General features: G+C 33.2%; 19 protein-coding genes. 12 read left to right on the plus strand and 7 right to left on the minus strand.

All coding sequences use genetic code 11. The features are described from left to right. Positions 1-2 precede the first annotated feature (2 nt). A complete protein-coding gene (locus tag NPIRD3C_RS04835) occupies positions 3-1,907 on the plus strand; it encodes a hypothetical protein (protein WP_148703082.1) in 1,905 nt (634 codons plus the stop codon). Here the strand turns inward: NPIRD3C_RS04835 and NPIRD3C_RS04840 are convergent. Further along, positions 1,887-3,206, minus strand: coding sequence for a tyrosine-type recombinase/integrase (locus NPIRD3C_RS04840; RefSeq protein WP_148703083.1), 1,320 nt, complete (start codon positions 3,204-3,206; stop codon positions 1,887-1,889). The two genes, NPIRD3C_RS04835 and NPIRD3C_RS04840, sit on opposite strands and share 21 nt — an antisense overlap. A gap of 1,007 nt (positions 3,207-4,213) precedes the next feature. Between NPIRD3C_RS04840 and NPIRD3C_RS04845 the strand changes: the two genes are divergently transcribed. After that, positions 4,214-5,122: a LamG domain-containing protein gene (locus tag NPIRD3C_RS04845; protein ID WP_148703084.1), complete on the plus strand. Its 909-nt coding sequence runs from the start codon at positions 4,214-4,216 to the stop codon at positions 5,120-5,122. Positions 5,123-5,313: 191 nt separating this feature from the next. Here NPIRD3C_RS04845 and NPIRD3C_RS04850 read toward each other — a convergent pair whose 3' ends face one another. Then, positions 5,314-6,276 carry a hypothetical protein gene (locus tag NPIRD3C_RS04850; RefSeq protein WP_148703085.1) on the minus strand — a complete coding sequence of 321 codons (963 nt, stop codon included), beginning with the start codon at positions 6,274-6,276 and terminating at the stop codon, positions 5,314-5,316. Between the two features lie 37 nt (positions 6,277-6,313). Beyond that, entirely contained in the window at positions 6,314-6,604 is a 291-nt protein-coding gene (locus NPIRD3C_RS04855; protein ID WP_148703086.1) for a hypothetical protein, read from the minus strand. A gap of 186 nt (positions 6,605-6,790) precedes the next feature. Between NPIRD3C_RS04855 and NPIRD3C_RS04860 the strand changes: the two genes are divergently transcribed. The 7 genes from NPIRD3C_RS04860 (at position 6,791) to NPIRD3C_RS04890 (ending at position 12,488) form a co-directional block, all read left to right on the plus strand. Further along, positions 6,791-7,684, plus strand: a complete 894-nt coding sequence (locus NPIRD3C_RS04860; RefSeq protein ID WP_148703087.1) for a LamG domain-containing protein — start codon at positions 6,791-6,793, stop codon at positions 7,682-7,684. Between the two features lie 281 nt (positions 7,685-7,965). Continuing rightward, positions 7,966-8,739, plus strand: coding sequence for a phosphoadenosine phosphosulfate reductase domain-containing protein (locus NPIRD3C_RS04865; RefSeq protein WP_148703088.1), 774 nt, complete (start codon positions 7,966-7,968; stop codon positions 8,737-8,739). 30 nt (positions 8,740-8,769) lie between these two features. Next, positions 8,770-9,024 carry a hypothetical protein gene (locus NPIRD3C_RS04870; protein WP_148703089.1) on the plus strand — a complete coding sequence of 85 codons (255 nt, stop codon included), beginning with the start codon at positions 8,770-8,772 and terminating at the stop codon, positions 9,022-9,024. After that, entirely contained in the window at positions 9,025-9,843 is an 819-nt protein-coding gene (locus NPIRD3C_RS04875; RefSeq protein WP_148703090.1) for a ParB/RepB/Spo0J family partition protein, read from the plus strand. After that, on the plus strand, positions 9,844-10,392 hold the full coding sequence (locus NPIRD3C_RS04880) for a hypothetical protein (protein WP_148703091.1): 549 nt from the start codon (positions 9,844-9,846) through the stop codon (positions 10,390-10,392). It begins immediately after the preceding gene. Continuing rightward, a complete protein-coding gene (locus NPIRD3C_RS04885) occupies positions 10,389-11,036 on the plus strand; it encodes an Ntn hydrolase family protein (RefSeq protein ID WP_148703092.1) in 648 nt (215 codons plus the stop codon). The genes NPIRD3C_RS04880 and NPIRD3C_RS04885 overlap by 4 nt, the downstream gene beginning before the upstream one ends. Positions 11,037-11,522: 486 nt before the next feature. Further along, the gene (locus tag NPIRD3C_RS04890; protein ID WP_148703093.1) at positions 11,523-12,488 is read left to right on the plus strand and encodes an MBL fold metallo-hydrolase; all 966 of its coding nucleotides are present in this window, start codon (positions 11,523-11,525) and stop codon (positions 12,486-12,488) included. On the opposite strand, the gene NPIRD3C_RS04895 is transcribed toward NPIRD3C_RS04890, so the two are convergent. Then, positions 12,481-12,717 (minus strand): hypothetical protein, encoded by a 237-nt coding sequence (locus NPIRD3C_RS04895; RefSeq protein WP_148703094.1) that lies wholly within the window; start codon positions 12,715-12,717, stop codon positions 12,481-12,483. The two genes, NPIRD3C_RS04890 and NPIRD3C_RS04895, sit on opposite strands and share 8 nt — an antisense overlap. A gap of 64 nt (positions 12,718-12,781) precedes the next feature. Next, the gene (locus tag NPIRD3C_RS04900; RefSeq protein WP_148703095.1) at positions 12,782-14,059 is read right to left on the minus strand and encodes a glycerate kinase type-2 family protein; all 1,278 of its coding nucleotides are present in this window, start codon (positions 14,057-14,059) and stop codon (positions 12,782-12,784) included. Between the two features lie 52 nt (positions 14,060-14,111). Here NPIRD3C_RS04900 and NPIRD3C_RS04905 point away from each other — a divergent pair, with 52 nt between their 5' ends. The 3 genes from NPIRD3C_RS04905 (at position 14,112) to NPIRD3C_RS04915 (ending at position 16,548) form a co-directional block, all read left to right on the plus strand. Next, positions 14,112-15,056: an iron-containing alcohol dehydrogenase gene (locus tag NPIRD3C_RS04905; RefSeq protein WP_148703096.1), complete on the plus strand. Its 945-nt coding sequence runs from the start codon at positions 14,112-14,114 to the stop codon at positions 15,054-15,056. A 94-nt stretch (positions 15,057-15,150) separates the two neighbouring features. After that, complete coding sequence (locus tag NPIRD3C_RS04910) at positions 15,151-16,257, plus strand: LLM class flavin-dependent oxidoreductase (RefSeq protein ID WP_148703097.1); 1,107 nt, start codon at positions 15,151-15,153, stop codon at positions 16,255-16,257. Positions 16,258-16,317: 60 nt separating this feature from the next. Beyond that, entirely contained in the window at positions 16,318-16,548 is a 231-nt protein-coding gene (locus NPIRD3C_RS04915; protein WP_148704132.1) for a hypothetical protein, read from the plus strand. On the opposite strand, the gene NPIRD3C_RS04920 is transcribed toward NPIRD3C_RS04915, so the two are convergent. Continuing rightward, positions 16,543-16,962, minus strand: coding sequence for a hypothetical protein (locus NPIRD3C_RS04920; protein ID WP_148703098.1), 420 nt, complete (start codon positions 16,960-16,962; stop codon positions 16,543-16,545). The genes NPIRD3C_RS04915 and NPIRD3C_RS04920 overlap by 6 nt on opposite strands. Before the next feature lie 205 nt (positions 16,963-17,167). Beyond that, the gene (locus NPIRD3C_RS04925; protein WP_148703099.1) at positions 17,168-17,386 is read right to left on the minus strand and encodes a hypothetical protein; all 219 of its coding nucleotides are present in this window, start codon (positions 17,384-17,386) and stop codon (positions 17,168-17,170) included. Positions 17,387-17,389: the final 3 nt, after the last annotated feature.

A 17,389-nucleotide genomic window follows, 5' to 3' on the forward strand; every position in this document is an offset into this window, starting at 1 on the left:
ATTTGAATACTGGTAACAGATCTGGTAATTTAGGCACTGCAAAGGACAATTTGTTTTATTGCAAAACTTGTAATTCGGATCCATTTACACGAACTCAAAAATGTCTTAACTTTGATAAAACGTTAGAACAATTTCATGCAGAACAAGGCCATAGCATATTTCCTTACAGCAAAAGAGAGCAGTCCATCACTGATCTATTTACGCAGAAAATGAATGATTGTTTGCCACAAAGCATCGACGAATTAAAAAACATGTTAAAAACTTCTCTGGAATTTCATGTAGATAAAGAGAAAACCATTGATTCTGATTCCAATGAGTTTCGCAATAACACTAAAGGTGGTTTTTACGTGTATGAGGAAAAAAACCTGTCCCAACATTTTGCAAAAGACTTTGTTTCTGACATTATGCTGCCCGGGCATGTTTATGATGGGAAAGAATCGTGCGGTAAATGGAAAATTAACGGTTGTCTGGAAAGTGACTTGCATTCTCATGGTGGAGGATACGTGAAAAAAACCATTCAGCGTTGCAATTACAAAGGATGTAAAAAATGTGCCACAAACTCAATACAGCGTGAAGCAAATTCCATTACAAACAGATTGATGACTTTTTGCAATTTGAAAAATAACAGAAAAGTTTACCTGAAAGAAAACAGATCCCGAATATTACTTCATAATATTGTTTCAATACCTTTTGAAGAACATTCTCTTTATCTTACCAAAGATGGAAGAAAGAAATTAAGAGCAAAGGCAATCAAGTATCTAAAAGAATTTGATATTGATGGTGGTGTGATGATTGATCATCCATATAGATTTTCAAAAGACTTAGAGTCTGCAAGGCTTAGTCCTCATCTCCATCTGATAGTTACTGGTTGGTTGGATGGCCAGAAAGTCAAGGAATTGTATGAAAAGACAGGGTGGATTGTAACTAATGTTTCTACGATTGAAACGTGGAATGACTGTTACAACCTATCAAAGTATCTGTTATCCCATTCAGCTGTATTTATGAAACAGGATGGCAAGCGTTCAGCAGAACACAGTGTTAGGTATTTTGGAGAATGTCACAACAAGAAATTCAAAGTTGAAACTGTTCTAAAATATTCTGTCACAGGCAAGGAACAGCTTGATTCTGTCTTCCTAAAAAGAAAAGAAATCGAAAAGGAGAATATTGTTTACAAGTTGCAAAAGGTATTATACACTCATTCGATTATTCACGAAGAAATCAAAGATGTGACTAATGAGTACTTTGAAAATTATGTGGACACTTCCGACCACCACCATGTCAATGTTTTGAAATTATCTCGATTATTGAGACGATACATCATCCCTCAAACTGACTTCCCTAAAGATAATCCTGCTATTCCGCAAAGTGACCCTCCGAACATGGAATTTCTGCAGATGAGATTTGATTATGGACATTCACACTGTGATATAGTGCAAAGTGTGTATGTCAATGTCATCTTTGATGCTAGTCTGGATGAGTTATGCCCCGAATGCTCCATCAAAATGCAGACTTTGGCGCCTCCAAATGATGGATGGTCAGAAAAACAAGCAGAGATTATTGCCAGTATGTTAATGGACATGCCTGAAGACGTTACATTACCTATTGATAATGTGGAACAATTTGATTATCTGAGAAATACTGGAATCTCCTTGTTGGGAATTCCCTATTTTGACTTTGATGGAATATTGCAACATGACACAGGCATCTATGAAAGGCCTGAGAATTTGGATTTGTTGAACCCGAAACTGTATTGGACTGTGATAAAAAATACTGATGCACAAAAGGCCAGGTATATGTTCAAGTTAGAAAATGGTCGTGCTCCTACTGTTGAGGAATTACATGAAAGAATAACATTCACAAAATCACATGTTTCCAACAAATCAGATTCAATTATGAATTACTTGTAAGTTTAAACATTCATTCCTTTCTGTTATTTTCTCTCTTTCAATATCTGATATACATTCTATATTTTCCAGATTTAGTTTCATCTTTTTTTGTTCCTCTTCAGATATTGTGGTGTACCATGTATCTACTATCTGTGTTGTTTTCCATCCTCCTGCATGTGCTATTTTGTCTGATGAAACTCCAGAATTTTTTAACAATTGTGCAAAAGTATGTCTTAGTAGATGACCTATTCTTTTTTTAGCATATTCTCTTGTATTAGGATCCACTTTGGATTCAATTTTTAGGAAATGTTCTTTTAGTTTTGGAATGACTCTGTTTCTGATTCGTGTCAATTCTTTGAGGTTTTCAGCATCTGTCTTTTGATCTTCAAACCATACAAATTTTGAATTATTTGTAATTGATCTCCAAAACAATAACACTTGCCTGAGATCCTCTGGAGGGTATTTCTTCTTCCACTCACCTTTTTGTGTCATATGTGTTTGACCCCGTTTGTCCTTTATCTCAAATTGCTCTAACCAGAAATTATCCTTGTCCAGATTGATTCTCTCCCATGTCATTGAAGATATGGCACTACTTCTAGCACCTGTCCTGAGTCCAATACGAAACCATACGTAGGATTCAAAATCTCTTTCATGCATCATTAACGATCCCATCTTTGTTATGGAGTCAATGTCAAGACATACGCCTGCATGTGTCGCATATCTATCGTGTTCTGAGCCTAGACCATACTGTTTACCCATACCAAATGCAAAAATTATGTCATGGCTGGCAAGAAAATTCCTCATGGCTACTCTTCTAGAACCTGTTGTTTTGTTTGGATGGTTCAATTTGAAATGGATCATGTAATTTTTCCATATTTCTACTGCCACTCTTTTTGATATTATCATTTGTGCAGGAGTGACTTTTAATGTATCACAAACATCTTTGACTTGATTAATCATGTTACGAATATTGCTAATCTTAACATCTCGTAAAATGCAGTCATTAAACCACTTTTGAATTTCTGGCTTTTTTACAAATTCCTTTTTGCTTACAAATTCGTATTCATCTCTGTTCTTTTTCTCAATTGTTTTTAGCAATCTGCCTTTCTGATTAAATTCTATTAGTCCCCTTGATTCCATTTCAATCATTATTCGCCTGATTTGTCTTGGTTGTTTGCCTATGCGCTTTGAGAGTTCGCATGTTTGAGTTATTTCTTCATTATCGATCAATTTTTTGATATAGTTGTGTAGTTCATCTTTTGATATTCTTCGTCCAAAAAGCCGTATTGGCCTTCCTGAACTATGACATTTTACGGTCATGGATTTGATTTGTTTTTCAAAGTTTCTTTTTTTGCTTACATGTTGATGTTTTTTGTTAACTTGTAAAAAGACTGAAGTCTGGCATGCTGTGTTTGGTTAACATCATTAAGAAAAAGGTACTGTGAAAAATATTGATACATGGATGTATTGTACAATAAACATCTTCTGTGTTATTGAATGTCCTAAGTCCTAACATGGCTCAAAACTCATTTGATCATGCTGTTTTTGATATGGTGTATTGGATCTTTTATGATCTTACTAAAACTACCCCCTCATTCCCTGCTTTACTATTGCATGTTGAAGAATAATTCTTTGAAATTCATAACTATGCATGAATTCCATATTTTCAGTAATTCATGCCTGAATGAATTGAATGTAAATGATTTTTCATAAATTCTGAAATAATTGTAAATTAGGTTGTTTCTTTTATTTTGCAGTTTCATTCCTGAAAAAACTGATATTTGCCTGAATTCTTGCAAACATGCCTGAATGATTTCATTATCTATTTAATTCCTGTAATTCATACCTGAATTCAAGGTTTAATTCATTCCTGTAAAAGGCGGTTGTGTTTTTTTAAATCAAGTCTGCAGAAATATATGATTCAATAATGTGAATGTGATGTGAATTGTTTATCGGTTCATTTTCACTCAGGGAAAAAAGTTCAAATTGATATAATCAGTTCAAACGTACTTTTCACTAGTGAAAACACTTGTTCATAATCTCTTTTTTATTAGTGAAAAAAGATATTGCAAATACTTTATACTTAAAAAAACTTTTGAACAAAATTTTGAACAACTGAACCAACAAGGATCAATTGAAAAAGACACCTGGCTACTTTTAATAATTCTGAAGAATCTAATTCGTAATCCTATGATATATTACGCATTTTGTAATGAAAATTCATAATAATTATTCTATAATGTGATTATTCATAATTTTACAAATATTGTAACTTTCATATTAATATGTGAATATCATATTTAACATGATAGTTTATTTCGATTTCAATGACTAGAAAAACAACAATACTGACAATGACATTCCTAGCCGGAATGATGGCAATTGTTCCAATTAGTGCAAGTGCAAACATCAATGATGACCTTGTAGCTCATTTTGGATTTGATGGGAATGTAAATGACTATAGTGGAGGATCAAATGATGGTACAGTATCAGGTACAGAAAGATACAGTACTGGTCCTATGGATACTTCATTCAAGTTTGATGGTTCTACATACATATCATTAGCAAATGAATCAAACTTTGACTTTGATGAAACCACTGAATTTACTTTAGCATCATGGATAAAACGAAGTGCAAATGGTTCAACAAACACATGGTTTGGGAAAGGATCTAATCATGCAGATTCTACATACGGTGGATTGTATTTTGAGACAAACGTCAATAATACTGAATGTTGGTTGGATGAACCTGGAGAAAGTAGTGGTGCAAAATCTGCAAAAAGTACAAACTATACAAGCTATGATCTAACTGATTGGCATCATATTGCATGTACTAATGATGGCAGTAATCTTACAATATACGTAGATGGTAAAAATATGACTACGTCAAGAACAGACACATTAACTGGTTCCTCTTTGAATAATTTCAATTTAAGATTAGGAGATAGAGGTGATGGAGCTACTAAAGTGTGTACAGCTATTACATCCCCGGATTGTGGAATGGACGATGTTAGGATATACGATGTCAGTCTAACTACTACACAAATTCAAGAAATCTATGAATTAAGTCCATTTGTACAGATTGAAATTATTCAAGCTGAACAAACATCACTTCAAAATCAAGTTACGTCAGTAAATGCAACAGTACAACACAACATAGAAGAAATTGATGACTTGTATGACTTCTGGGATGATCTCCGGGCAAGTATCATAACATGGTTGGCTGCAAGGCCATAACCTTCTTTTTTATTTTTAACTAAAATTTCATAATCCTAGTAGAGATTACGCATTTTGTGGTGTATGAAGTAACTTTAGTAATTTTTTGGGTCGACCTTTTTTTGATACCCTTTTCTCAATCATAATCTCTGGGAAGATTACGAAGTATTAAGTAAAATTAAAATCATATTCTGAATTCATTAATCATGCTCTTATTTGCAGAAAAAATCAACATACTCAGCATTATCTGAAATATTTTTAATATACATAGCGTGTGTGGAAGTGGTTTTAAACGAATATGCTCGAGATCTGCATGTTTCATGCTCCAATTCCGAAATGTCTGAATCACTCAACAACTCATGTGGGATTGAAACAGAAATCATCCCAGTTGTATTAGGGATGATATGAAAACGTATTTTGTTATCGATTTTGCTAACATTTTCCAAAGTTGCACCATAAAGATGATAGCGTACAATAGATTCAGAAGTGTCATCTAGTCTGTAAATGTTTGAAAATGGAAGAGAGAATAGTGATGTTGCAGAATATCCTCTTTCAAGTAGTTTGTCCACACTATCTGATTTGACACATGCAGGTTTATTAGAAGAAACACTAAAAATCAAAACCAAGTCTTCTTTGCATATTACATCATTTACTAGAAATCCTATCTTCGTTTGTACATATGGTTTTAGATGTTTTCCATCATCAAGTGTTTTGCAAAAATCAGCATATGTTGAAGAATATGTATGCAGTACAAGGATATGCGATGAAAGAATCTCTATTTTTTGGGCATTTTCAGAGAGATTGATTCGAATGTGGTTGCCATTACTAATTTCACGATGTACTTCCTCTCCATCAACTAAGACAAACATAGAATCAGCATTTACAGTACAATCAGAATTAGCTGAAATATGGTGAGCGTTTGGAATTACCACATAGCCATCTTTATTCATATCAACCTGAAGAATCAAATATTTATGTTCATTTTCTTTGATTTCTATTAGAGAACCTCCTTTAACAACAATATCCGAATGATTCCACATTGATTCTAATGCATGTACTTGAATGTTTGAATCTGACAAACTGATTCCAAGACCCACTAATACCAACAATGCAATCCAAACCAGATACACAGTACTAGTTTTTTTAACTATTTCATAAAATGTTCTATTTTTCATAATCTGTAGTTAGATTATGAAGCATATTGCATATACATTATGAATTATTTCTGATTTGGGGCTGACGATCATAAACATATCCCTTTAACCTTACAGATGGTCCAGATAGTGTTTTGTATGTTAAGCTACTTCTAGAATCCAAAATATATGTCACTTTTGCTCCGTTTGCAAGTTGTATTTCTAACTCATCCATTTTTTCTTGCCCCCTTCTTTTGTATTCAAATGTATTTTCGCTAATTTCATAAAAATCGGACGCTGATTCCATTTTTGGGATTATTTCTGAGTAAACTAATTGTTCATTATGTATTTCAACTAGATCCTTTACCATATAATGTGATTTTTGAATTTGTTTAAAAATATGATCATTGTATTTTCTTACTTTCGTAATACTTGGATGGATTATGTAACGTGTTGGTGAATTTTGTAATTTTTAAAACAAAGGTTTTACAAATATTGTGATTATTTAATGAAATTATGAATATCGTATTTAACATAGTATTTTTTTCAAATCTCAATGACTAGAAAAACAACAAAACTGATGATTACCTTGACTGCAATTTTGATGATTGCTCCATTGATTATGAATGTTGATGCAATAACAACTCCGCCTATTGTACATCTAACATGTGATAATACAAGCCATACAAATCCTTCTGATTTTGGTTCACGAGCAGGTACAACTACAACAATAGGTGTATTGGAATATAGAGCATCACCATTAATCAATAGTTGTTATTTTGATGAAACAAATGACCATATAGATTTGTCTGATGAATCTGATTTTGATTTCACAAACACGGATGATTTTTCAGTGGCTTTTTGGGTAAAAGTTGATGGAACTGAAACTGGTGGGAATGACATAATGGTTTCAAAAGGTGCTGATTTACTAAACGTAGGCTGGTATGTTCACACAAACGATAATGATATTGTAAGGTTCGAAATTGATGATGGTTCAAGTAATAACCATGTAATATCAACTACAACAATCACTGATGATGAGTGGTATCATGTAACAGTAACCTATGATGGCAGTTCAAATCAAAGCGGAATGAAAATTTACATCAATGGTTCATTAGATGCTACTGGAATAGGCAACACAATAGTGGGATTTTTGAATAATAATGTTGTTGTAATTGGTGATGATGACAACGGTTCGAACAGATTCAAAGGAGATCTTGATGACATTAGAATTTATGATTATGCGTTAACATCTGATCAAGTTCAAGACCTTTATCGATTTAACCCATTGATTCATACTGAACTTTTGGAAGCAATTGAAGATCTTCAAAGTCAGATCACGTCAATTAATGGAACAGTACAAGACAATGTCGCAGAGATTGATGACTTGTACGATTTCTGGGATGATCTCCGGGCAAGCATAATCACATGGTTGGCAGGTCGACCATAATCTCTTTTTTTATTTTTCATACTTCTATACAAGATTATGAAATCTTCTTGTGGTTCCAAATTTAATTTTGAGCCTGAAAAATTGTGTTATCTGAAATTTACAAACATTCCTGAAATTTCTTATCCCTTGATCTAAAACAATTTTTGTGATTCTTGCTTATGCAGAAGTATGCATGAATATATTGCAGGAGTATGCAGGATAAATTTGTTGAAGAAAATTACTCATTCATGCAGGAAAAATTTACTGCAGGATCTATTAGAATGCAGGAGAATGCAGGATAGATGTTAGTACAAGAAAGAATTTTAGATTCACGAAATATCAAGCGTCAAAAAGATGCCAAATACATTGTAAGTTATGGTGGTGGAGTAAACTCTACTGCATTAATTGTATTTTTGCTCAAAAATAAATTCCCATTAGATTATGTTGTATTTTCAGATACTGGAGACGAAATGCCTGAAACATACGAGTATCTTGAGGTAATGGAGAGATATCTCAAGAGAAGAGGAATTGCATTTGAGATTGTAATGAATAGAAAAAAAGTAGCACTATCAGACAAATGCATTTCACGAGAGGTGATTCCTTCCCAAGTATGGAGATGGTGTACTCGTGACTTTAAAGTCACTCCAATTCATGCATTTTATCGTAAATTAGAATCTCATATCTATCAATACATGGGAATTGATTATGGGGAAGTCCACAGAATGAAACCTGCCAGAGAAGATTATGTTACCAATCTATATCCATTAATTGATTACAAAATAAATCGAGACGAATGCATCAATTTAATCAAAAAAGCACGATTACCAATTCCAGTTAAAAGTGGCTGTTATTTCTGTCCATACAATAACATGGATAGATGGGCAGAGATTCATGAGAACCATCCAGATCTATTCAAACGTTCTATGAAAATAGAGGAACATAACAAACACTTTGAGACTCAGAGATTAGCTCCAAAAGGATATTCACTTCGTGAAATTGATAAAATGATGAAAAAGAAAAAGAAACTACCCATGGTTGAAGTTGATAGTCCATGTGGTAGTGAATGTATGATCTAAGTAAAATATTTCTATAATATTCATAATTTATTGACTAAAAGAGAATGTCCCTTTTGTAAAATTAAGATATCAGACTTTGCTCATCACATAAGCATAAAGCACAATATAAGAAATGAAGAAGAATATCGTAAAAAAATTGACGAAATACAAAATAACAAATTAAGACAAGAGGATTTTTCAAATTATGTCGATCAATTAAAAAAATCGATGCGTGAAGGAGAAATCACTCCAGAAAAATACAGAGAATTAATTACCCAGTGGAGAAAAGAACACGGTGAGATATAATTGAAACATGTAACAGTCAAAAACTTTCGTAATGATTTACCTCTAAGTAAAATCGAAGTGTCTGAAGACAATGTTAGACGCACAAAACAAAAAGCAGGTTTAGAAGATCTTAAAGGCAGTATTAAAAAATACGGATTAATTCAACCAGTGGTTGTAATTGAAAAAAATGGAAAATATGATCTGATTGTTGGACAAAGACGTTATTTGGCATTTTTGGAATTAGGTAAAACATCAATACCTGCATTTATCATTGAACCATTAGATAAAACATCCCGAAAAATCGTTTCGTTTGGTGAAAATATTCAAAGAAGGAAATTACCCTATCAAGATACTATTGAAGCGTGTGATTTTCTATATGACAAATTTACTGGTTCAGGATCTCAAAAAATCAAAAAAATTGCAGAAGATATGGGAATCTCTGAAACAACCGTCAAAAAATATCTGGCACGTAGAATTATGCCAAAAAAAATTCAAAAATATGTAGATGATGAAGTAATCTCTGATGATATTGCATACAGAATTACATCAGCCCATTTTCCAGATACTACAAAAATTATTTCTATTATAGAGAAAATTCTAAAATTAACCAATAGTGAAAAAGATAGAGCCGCAGATTTTGGTAAACGAAATCCTGAAGCTAGTGTTAAAGAGATATTAGATTATGCAAAAAACCCTCCAAAATTCTTTGAAATTACGGTGTATGTTGATCCTGAAACAAATAGTGACTTGGAAGAATTATCTTCAAAGAAAAAGAAGAAAATTTCAACCCTAGTCAAAGAAGCAATTTTCAATTACATTGATGAGGAGTTTGAAGAATAATTGGAAAATGAAGATGATGTCTTTGCAAGATTGTACATCAATCTAAAAGGAAAAAAAAGAAAAGACGAGGATTGGATTTCAATTGCAAAAGATTGTCAAAAATTAGAAAAAAAATACAATTCTCAAAAGATTCTTGCAGATAAACTTGGCGTATCTTATCAATTAATTCGTTCAATTTTGAGTTTACTAAGTCTTCCAAAAGGAATTCGTGAAAAAATCCAAAAAGGTGATATTCTTTTTGATGCAGCTCAACGATTAAATACAATAGAGGACAAGAAGAAACAAGCGGAAGTAGCTGAAATAATTTCAGGTTTACCTTCACATAAACAGCGTGAAATTATTCTACATGCAAAACGTTTCAATGATTCTGATCTTTCGAAATTCAAAAAAAGAGTTTTGAAAAAAACCAAAACTGAAAAAGTGCATGTTGCAATTATTCCATTAAATGAAGACCTTCAATTAAAATTAAAAAAAGAAAGTAAAAAGAACAAAAGTACCTTACAACAAACGATTCTCAACATACTTGAAAATTGGGGATCTAAAAAATGACTACAGTAATTGCAGCTTTAGGAAGTGATTTTGTAGTTCTAGGAGCAGATAGTCAGGGAACATTAGATGCAGGTGGAGCACGAACTGAATCAAAAGATCTAGTAAAATTAAAAAGAATTAATGATAAAGTTGGAATTTTATATTCCGGCGATGTTAATGCAGCTGAATATTTGATTGACAAATTTCAAAATAAATTAAAAAGCACAAATTCTGATAATGTAACAAAAATCGCTACTGATTTTAGACATATGTGCATAAAGGAATACAATGAACATGCAGGTTTGGAAGCTACATATCTTCCAGACTTTAATTTTATCATTGCAGGGTTAGATACTACAGGAGGAATTACCCCCAAAGTCTACAGTATGGGAAGTAGTTCTGGATTCAAAATGGGGAAATACCCTTCAGGATATGGAATTGGAGGAAAACCCTTCATAGCACGTTATTTGTTTAGACAGAAGTATAATGAAAACAAATCAAAAGATGACCTCTGTAAATTAGTGGGTCAATCTATCTATGACACAAAAAAAGTAGACGGAGATGTGGGAGGACAAATTCGAATGGCCATCATTGATTCTGAAGATGGTTTTAAAGATGTTCCAGAGAATGATGTGTATGATGAATACATTACTAAATGGGATTGAGAATAATCCTTTCTACAACTATTTTACAAATTGTTGCTTCTCTATTGCATTTCAGACAATCTCTTAATTTTATCTTCGGTGGATTCTGTCATGATTGATAACTGAGTAAGACTAATCTAATAAATTAGTGATTAGTAATTTTCTGAGTAGTAAGTAGTGTTTGTTCAACTTTTGTTTCATTAATTAAAAATATCTTGATTAAATTCTGTTAATTTTCAAATTTGGTACAAACAAGATTGAATATTCTATTCGGATCACATGTGTAAACGTTAAAGATTCGACTTACAATGTATGTGTAGTAGACATTATGCCTGATTTTCTTGTTTATATGAAACAAACGTGACTGTAAACCTTGATTGACATGCTCAAATATTGTATACCTGTTGGTTTTGTCAAAAAAGAGATTGATCTACGGTCCACATTGATTAAACCTGCAATTTATATCAAATCTTATTTTCTTCAAACTCATTGCCTAGAAAAGTCAGGATGACAAAAAATGGTATCCTGTGTGAGGTAAATGGTAAACGTGTTTGCTTAGATCCAAAAAATACTGATACTACGGGAGTCAATTTTGTTTCCCACGCTCATGCTGATCACCTTCCCTCAAAAAATGGTGGAACAATTTTGTCTTCTATTGAAACTAGTGAAATTGCTAATTTACGAGGATTCAAAATGGAAAATCATGTTGAATCCCTTGATGACTTTTCATTAATTGATAGTGGCCATATTCTTGGTGCAAGAGGACTACTTTTTGATGATATATTCTACACTGGAGATATCTGTACCAGAAATAGGGGATTTCTTCAAGGTGCAAAAATTCCAAAATGCAAGACGCTAATAACTGAGTGTACTTTTGGTTTACCCGAATTTGTATTCCCAAAAATGGATGAAATTCAAAAACAAGTAAATGAATTGATCTCAGAACTTTATGGAAAAGGAATACCTGTTATTCTGATGGGGTATCAATTAGGAAAGGCGCAAACTATCACTCAACTCTTTGGACATTGGGGTCCACTTTATTTTCATGATTCTGTAAACGAGATGAATAATTTGCACCAAAAATTTGGTGTTAAATTAAAGGATGGGATTGGACATTCTGAGGCTCAAAAAAGTGGATTATTGGAAAAAAAACCTTGGATAATGGTTGCCCCTATGATGTCAAGTAAAAGCAAATTCATTCAAGATATGAAATCAAAATACGGCGCAGTGACAATTGGATTTAGTGGTTGGGCCCAATCGACAAAGTTTTCTTTTGGTAGAAGAACTGATTACTCTATTCCTATGAGTGATCATTGTGATTTTAATGAACTTGTGGATTTGGTAGTAAAATCAGGTGCTGAGCAAGTATACACAATACATGGATTTGTTGAAGAGTTTGCAGAGCACTTGAAGAAAAAACTTGGAATCAGTGCTCAACCATTACTTGAAAATTCTTTAGATGAATTTACTTGATGAATTCATGACAATCACATTCAGCAACTAGACAAGTCTCTGCGTTTCTAATGTGATCATGGGAAAAATGTTTGCATTTTTCATTCTTACAAATTCTTCTTTGCGCTTCTTTTTGTATCACTGCTTGCGCAATCTCATTTGCTTTTTCCTTGGAATATCCTTTCTTATCCATATAGAAATGAACTACTCTGTTGTACAGTATCTCTGGGTTGAATTGTTTTTCTAACAATTTAATTCAGCATAAAATACGTCATTATAATATTAAAAGATCAGTTATTTCCTAATTCCGTAATTTATCTCAAAATTACGCCTATATCCATGAGATTTGTATGTGTAAAATCTGTAATTATGCTTCCTTTTTGTTTTTGAAAGAATCTTCCTGAATCACTGTTTTTCAAAAATTCCTTCATGGTATTCAGATCTACTTTGATGTTTTCAGTAATGGCCCCTGCAAATACCGAGTTGCCATCGATTCCATCAGTTCCCATTGATGCAACAACTATTTTTTTAAATTTTTGAGTATTTTTTAAAATTCTCAAAACTAACTCTTGATTTCTTCCTCCCATACCTTTTCCTAAAACTTTCACTGTTGTCTCCCCTCCAAAAACTAAACAAGTTTTCTGATCTTCTGAAATATTTTCACGAATTTTTGTTACTGCCTCTTTGATATCCCCAAAAACTTGCATTGTTTGTACTTTGTAACCTTTCTTTTTTGCTTCTACTTTCATTGCTTTGAGGCAATTTTCGTTGTTTGCTGTGACTTGGTTTTCAATTTTAGATTTTTTTGGTGTTTCTAATTTTTCGTTTTCTAATCCTTTTTCTAAAACTTGTAAAACCTCTATTGGTGTTTTTCTTTTCAGCTTGTATTTTTCTAAAATTTCTAATGCATCTGAAAATGTTGTACCATCCATGTATGTTGTACCTGATGCAATAGATGAAAGATCGTCTCCTTCCACATCTGACATTATCAAACTAACTCCTTGGCATTTCATGTTTTCAACTAATTTTCCTCCTTTGATTTTTGAAAGATGTTTTCTAACACAATTAAATTCTTGAATGGTGGCCCCTGATTTTAGTAGCAACTTTGTTACAAAGATTTTGTCATCTAGGGTTATCCCATTTGGCATGGCTAAAAGTGATGAACCTCCACCTGAGACTAGAAAAATAATTAGTTCATCACTCCGTTTGTTTTGTACAAATTTCATTACTTCTTTTGCTGCCTTGACACTAGTTTTATCAGGTTCAGGATGTCTAGAATTAAAAATCTGAAATTTTTTGCCTTTGATTATTGATTTTGAGCCTTTGGGGATTACTATAATTCCACTTTTTATTGGAATTATTGCATTTAATGCCCTAGTCATCGAGTCTGCGGCTTTGCCAAATGCTATGGAGTAAATGTTGGAGAATTTTGTAATGTCTATGGTTTTTCCATTAATTTTGATTTTTTGGGGAGTTACGTACTTTGGAATAATATTTTCAGGATTTGCTGCACTAAGCCCTGCTTCTAAAATCTCTAAACACTCTTTTTTCTTATCAGTCGTTGCTAACTCTTCAAAATTTTGAATGATCATACTCTTTCTCAATAATGCAAGATATAATAATAATCAATGACGTTGGTGATTTATGCAAACAGTACGCATTCCAAAAGTTATCAACTTTGGAGAAAATGCCCTTGGTGAAACAGAATATCCTAAAAATGCATTAATTGTCACAACAGTTCCTCCCGAACTCTCTGACAAATGGATTGCAAGAATGGGAATTCAGGATTATATGCTGTATGACCAAGTAAAACCTGAACCATCAATTGATGATGTCAATGCTGTTATTTCACAATTCAAAGACAAGAATCCATCTGTCTTAATTGGATTGGGTGGCGGAAGTTCAATGGATGTAGTAAAGTATGCTGCACCAGAGATGAAAAAAGAAAAGATCTTAATTCCAACAACCTTTGGAACAGGAGCTGAAATGACAACTTATTGTGTTCTCAAATTTGATGGTAAAAAGAAATTGTTACGTGAAGACAGATTCTTAGCTGACATGGCAGTAGTTGATTCATATTTCATGGATGGCACTCCTGAACAAGTCATTAAAAATTCTGTCTGTGATGCATGTGCTCAAGCTACTGAAGGCTATGATAGCAAACTTGGTAATGACTTGACTAGAACTCTGTGTAAACAAGCATTTGAGATTCTTTATGATGCAATTATGAATGACAAACCAGAAAACTACCCATATGGTTCAATGTTGTCTGGTATGGGCTTTGGTAATTGCTCTACAACCCTGGGGCATGCATTGTCCTATGTGTTCTCAAATGAAGGTGTACCTCATGGTTACTCACTTTCATCATGTACCACAGTAGCTCACAAACATAACAAATCAATCTTCTATGATAGATTCAAAGAGGCAATGGAAAAACTTGGATTTGATAAATTAGAACTCAAAGCCGATGTTTCAGAAGCTGCTGACACCGTAATGACTGATAGAGGACATTTGGATCCTAATCCAATACCAATATCAAAAGAAGATGTTGTAAAATGTCTTGAAGATATCAAAGCAGGTAATTTATAAAAAATTCACAAATTTTTTACCTTTTTTCTATTTTCTTGATAAACTGCGAAATTGGCAGCTTGATTAAACTTTTTATTCTAATGATTCGACGTAAATGTACTTGGCTCAAAATAAACTCAAATTTGGTATTCAAAACGGCCTAAATGTTGCAAGAGCTGGATATACTGAGGATCAAATTTTAACAGCATGTATGCTTGCCGACAAGACTGGCTATGATTCTATCTTCTATATGGACCACACAAATGTCCCTCAATGGAAAAATGCTATTGTATTAGATCCTTGGGTAATGCTTTCAGCAATTGCTGCAGTAACTAACAATGTTGAGCTAGGAACATGTGTAACTGATGCAATTAGAAGACACCCATCAAACATTGCACTTGCTGCAATTACTCTTGATAGAGTTTCTAAGGGTAGAGCAATTCTTGGAATTGGTGCTGGTGAAGCACAAAATCTAAAAGAATTTTGCATTCCATTTGAAAAACCTGTTTCAAAATGGGAAGAACAAATTGAAACTATTCATACATTATACCAATCAACTCCTGATAACACTGTAGATTATGATGGAAAGTACTACAAACTTGAGGGTGCGTGTTTGCAAGCACCTCCAATTCGAAAGCCACGTCCACCAACATACATGGCATCTGGTGGTAAGAGAACATTAGCATTGACTGGAAAACTTGGTGATGGTTGGCTGCCAATCGGTTATACTCCAGAACTTTTCGAAGATCATGCTGCACAAATTAAAAAATCCATGGATGAAAACAATAGAACACAGGAGGAAAAAGATAACTTTGAATATGCACTTGATATTGATGTTTACTTTTCTGAGGATGCAGAAGAATCCTGGGCAAGAATGAAAGAAGCAGTCAAGGTCAGCTTGTTCAAACCTGAAATTTTACGTGTTCATGGCCTCAAAGAAATCGAAGGCTTTGACTTTAGAAAATACTTTACAGAATATTCAATGTCTAACCAAGATTGGATTGTAAAGATGAGAGAGGCTGCAACCAAAATTCCTGAGCCTGTTGCACGTTCTTCAACTGCAGTTGGAACTCCTGATGATATCATTCCAACATTTGAGAGATTCATGGATGCCGGTGTTAATCACTTTGTGATTAGATTCTGGGGTAAGAACTATTTTGGCTCTATTGACAAGTTTGCAAGCCATGTGATGCCTGCATTGAGAGAAAAAGCCAAACAATAAGGTATTCTATTCTAATACATACAGAAAATCATTTACTGTACTGCCATTTACAATATAATGATGGATGATGACCTTCCTGAATCTGTAAAAAAATGCCTTGATGTTTTAGATGAAAATGTAGAAATTTTGGCAAACATAGAACTGGCCTTAGAAGATGAAAAAGAAGATGTTTTGACACCTGGCATGGAGCTACACCAACTATATGACATGACTGAAGATGTTGCTGAATCATCAAAACTCAAACGAGCAGAAGCCAATTTTGCAAGAAGGCAGACAGAAGATTCTCTATGATTTGTGAGGTCTCTTGTTTTTTGCTTTTGTAAATGATTTTGCCCGACGTTTGTTTCTTTGTTTCTCTAGTCTTTTTCTAGTTCGCTCTGTTGCCTTTGTGGCACCTGCAATTATCTTTGTTTTACTTCCGTCTCTGAGCATTATCTCTTTTCCCTTGAATCTAAATTCCACATCTCTGCATTTGATGTAATACTTCCTAAGACAAAAAAATATTCTGTTGTTGGTTCCATGCATCTCTTTGATTTCTTTTGATTTTTTTAATTCATTGAGAATGTTTCGTAACAATCCCTTGTCAATATCTGTAATTCTGTGCAGTTCTCTAAACCATATGAATTTTGATTCTGCGCCCCACTCCTCAAGGACATCTAATACTTGATTGGTGACATCCTCGCGCTCTTCATCAATTTCTACCATGACGCTAGTAGGATTTTCTCTTAAATTAAGTGATTTTATTTAATAAAAAATTAAATGAAAAGTCAAGTTTTAGGACGTTTCTATTTTTTTTGATATTTTTTGCAATATTGTCACATGACAAAATATGAGACTGAATGCAATGAATTATCTTGTAGGATTTTAGAAATTAAAGCACTAGCTAAAGAACTTGATAAAGAAGATTAGGTTATTTTTTTGTGCGTCTTTCTTTGATTCTTGATCTTGTCACCTTGGTAGATTGTTTTTGGTTGTTTTCCATCTGTTTTGCGATGATGTCTATTTTTTTGATAATTTTTTCCTGTTCTTGTAGGGAATCTGTTTTTAGAAGTTTCTTTCTTAATTTTTTCAAGTCACTAGTATAGTTGTTAAAATTATTCTTTAATTCATCAAGGTATGGGTCTCTCATAAT

The sequence above is a fragment of the Nitrosopumilus piranensis genome, assembly GCF_000875775.1.
GTDB classification, from domain to species: domain Archaea; phylum Thermoproteota; class Nitrososphaeria; order Nitrososphaerales; family Nitrosopumilaceae; genus Nitrosopumilus; species Nitrosopumilus piranensis.

Bases quoted from the DNA above. Each gene is read 5' to 3' on its own strand.
- NPIRD3C_RS04915 (WP_148704132.1), top strand. From the start codon at position 16,318: ATGGATGATGACCTTCCTGAATCTGTAAAAAAATGCCTTGATGTTTTA.
- NPIRD3C_RS04905 (WP_148703096.1), top strand. From the start codon at position 14,112: ATGCAAACAGTACGCATTCCAAAAGTTATCAACTTTGGAGAAAATGCC.
- NPIRD3C_RS04900 (WP_148703095.1), bottom strand. From the start codon at position 14,059: ATGATCATTCAAAATTTTGAAGAGTTAGCAACGACTGATAAGAAAAAA.
- NPIRD3C_RS04855 (WP_148703086.1), bottom strand. From the start codon at position 6,604: ATGGTAAAGGATCTAGTTGAAATACATAATGAACAATTAGTTTACTCA.
- NPIRD3C_RS04925 (WP_148703099.1), bottom strand. From the start codon at position 17,386: ATGAGAGACCCATACCTTGATGAATTAAAGAATAATTTTAACAACTAT.
- NPIRD3C_RS04885 (WP_148703092.1), top strand. From the start codon at position 10,389: ATGACTACAGTAATTGCAGCTTTAGGAAGTGATTTTGTAGTTCTAGGA.
- NPIRD3C_RS04920 (WP_148703098.1), bottom strand. From the start codon at position 16,962: ATGGTAGAAATTGATGAAGAGCGCGAGGATGTCACCAATCAAGTATTA.
- NPIRD3C_RS04890 (WP_148703093.1), top strand. From the start codon at position 11,523: ATGACAAAAAATGGTATCCTGTGTGAGGTAAATGGTAAACGTGTTTGC.
- NPIRD3C_RS04910 (WP_148703097.1), top strand. From the start codon at position 15,151: ATGTACTTGGCTCAAAATAAACTCAAATTTGGTATTCAAAACGGCCTA.
- NPIRD3C_RS04865 (WP_148703088.1), top strand. From the start codon at position 7,966: ATGTTAGTACAAGAAAGAATTTTAGATTCACGAAATATCAAGCGTCAA.
- NPIRD3C_RS04840 (WP_148703083.1), bottom strand. From the start codon at position 3,206: ATGACCGTAAAATGTCATAGTTCAGGAAGGCCAATACGGCTTTTTGGA.
- NPIRD3C_RS04860 (WP_148703087.1), top strand. From the start codon at position 6,791: ATGACTAGAAAAACAACAAAACTGATGATTACCTTGACTGCAATTTTG.
- NPIRD3C_RS04845 (WP_148703084.1), top strand. From the start codon at position 4,214: ATGACTAGAAAAACAACAATACTGACAATGACATTCCTAGCCGGAATG.
- NPIRD3C_RS04850 (WP_148703085.1), bottom strand. From the start codon at position 6,276: ATGAAAAATAGAACATTTTATGAAATAGTTAAAAAAACTAGTACTGTG.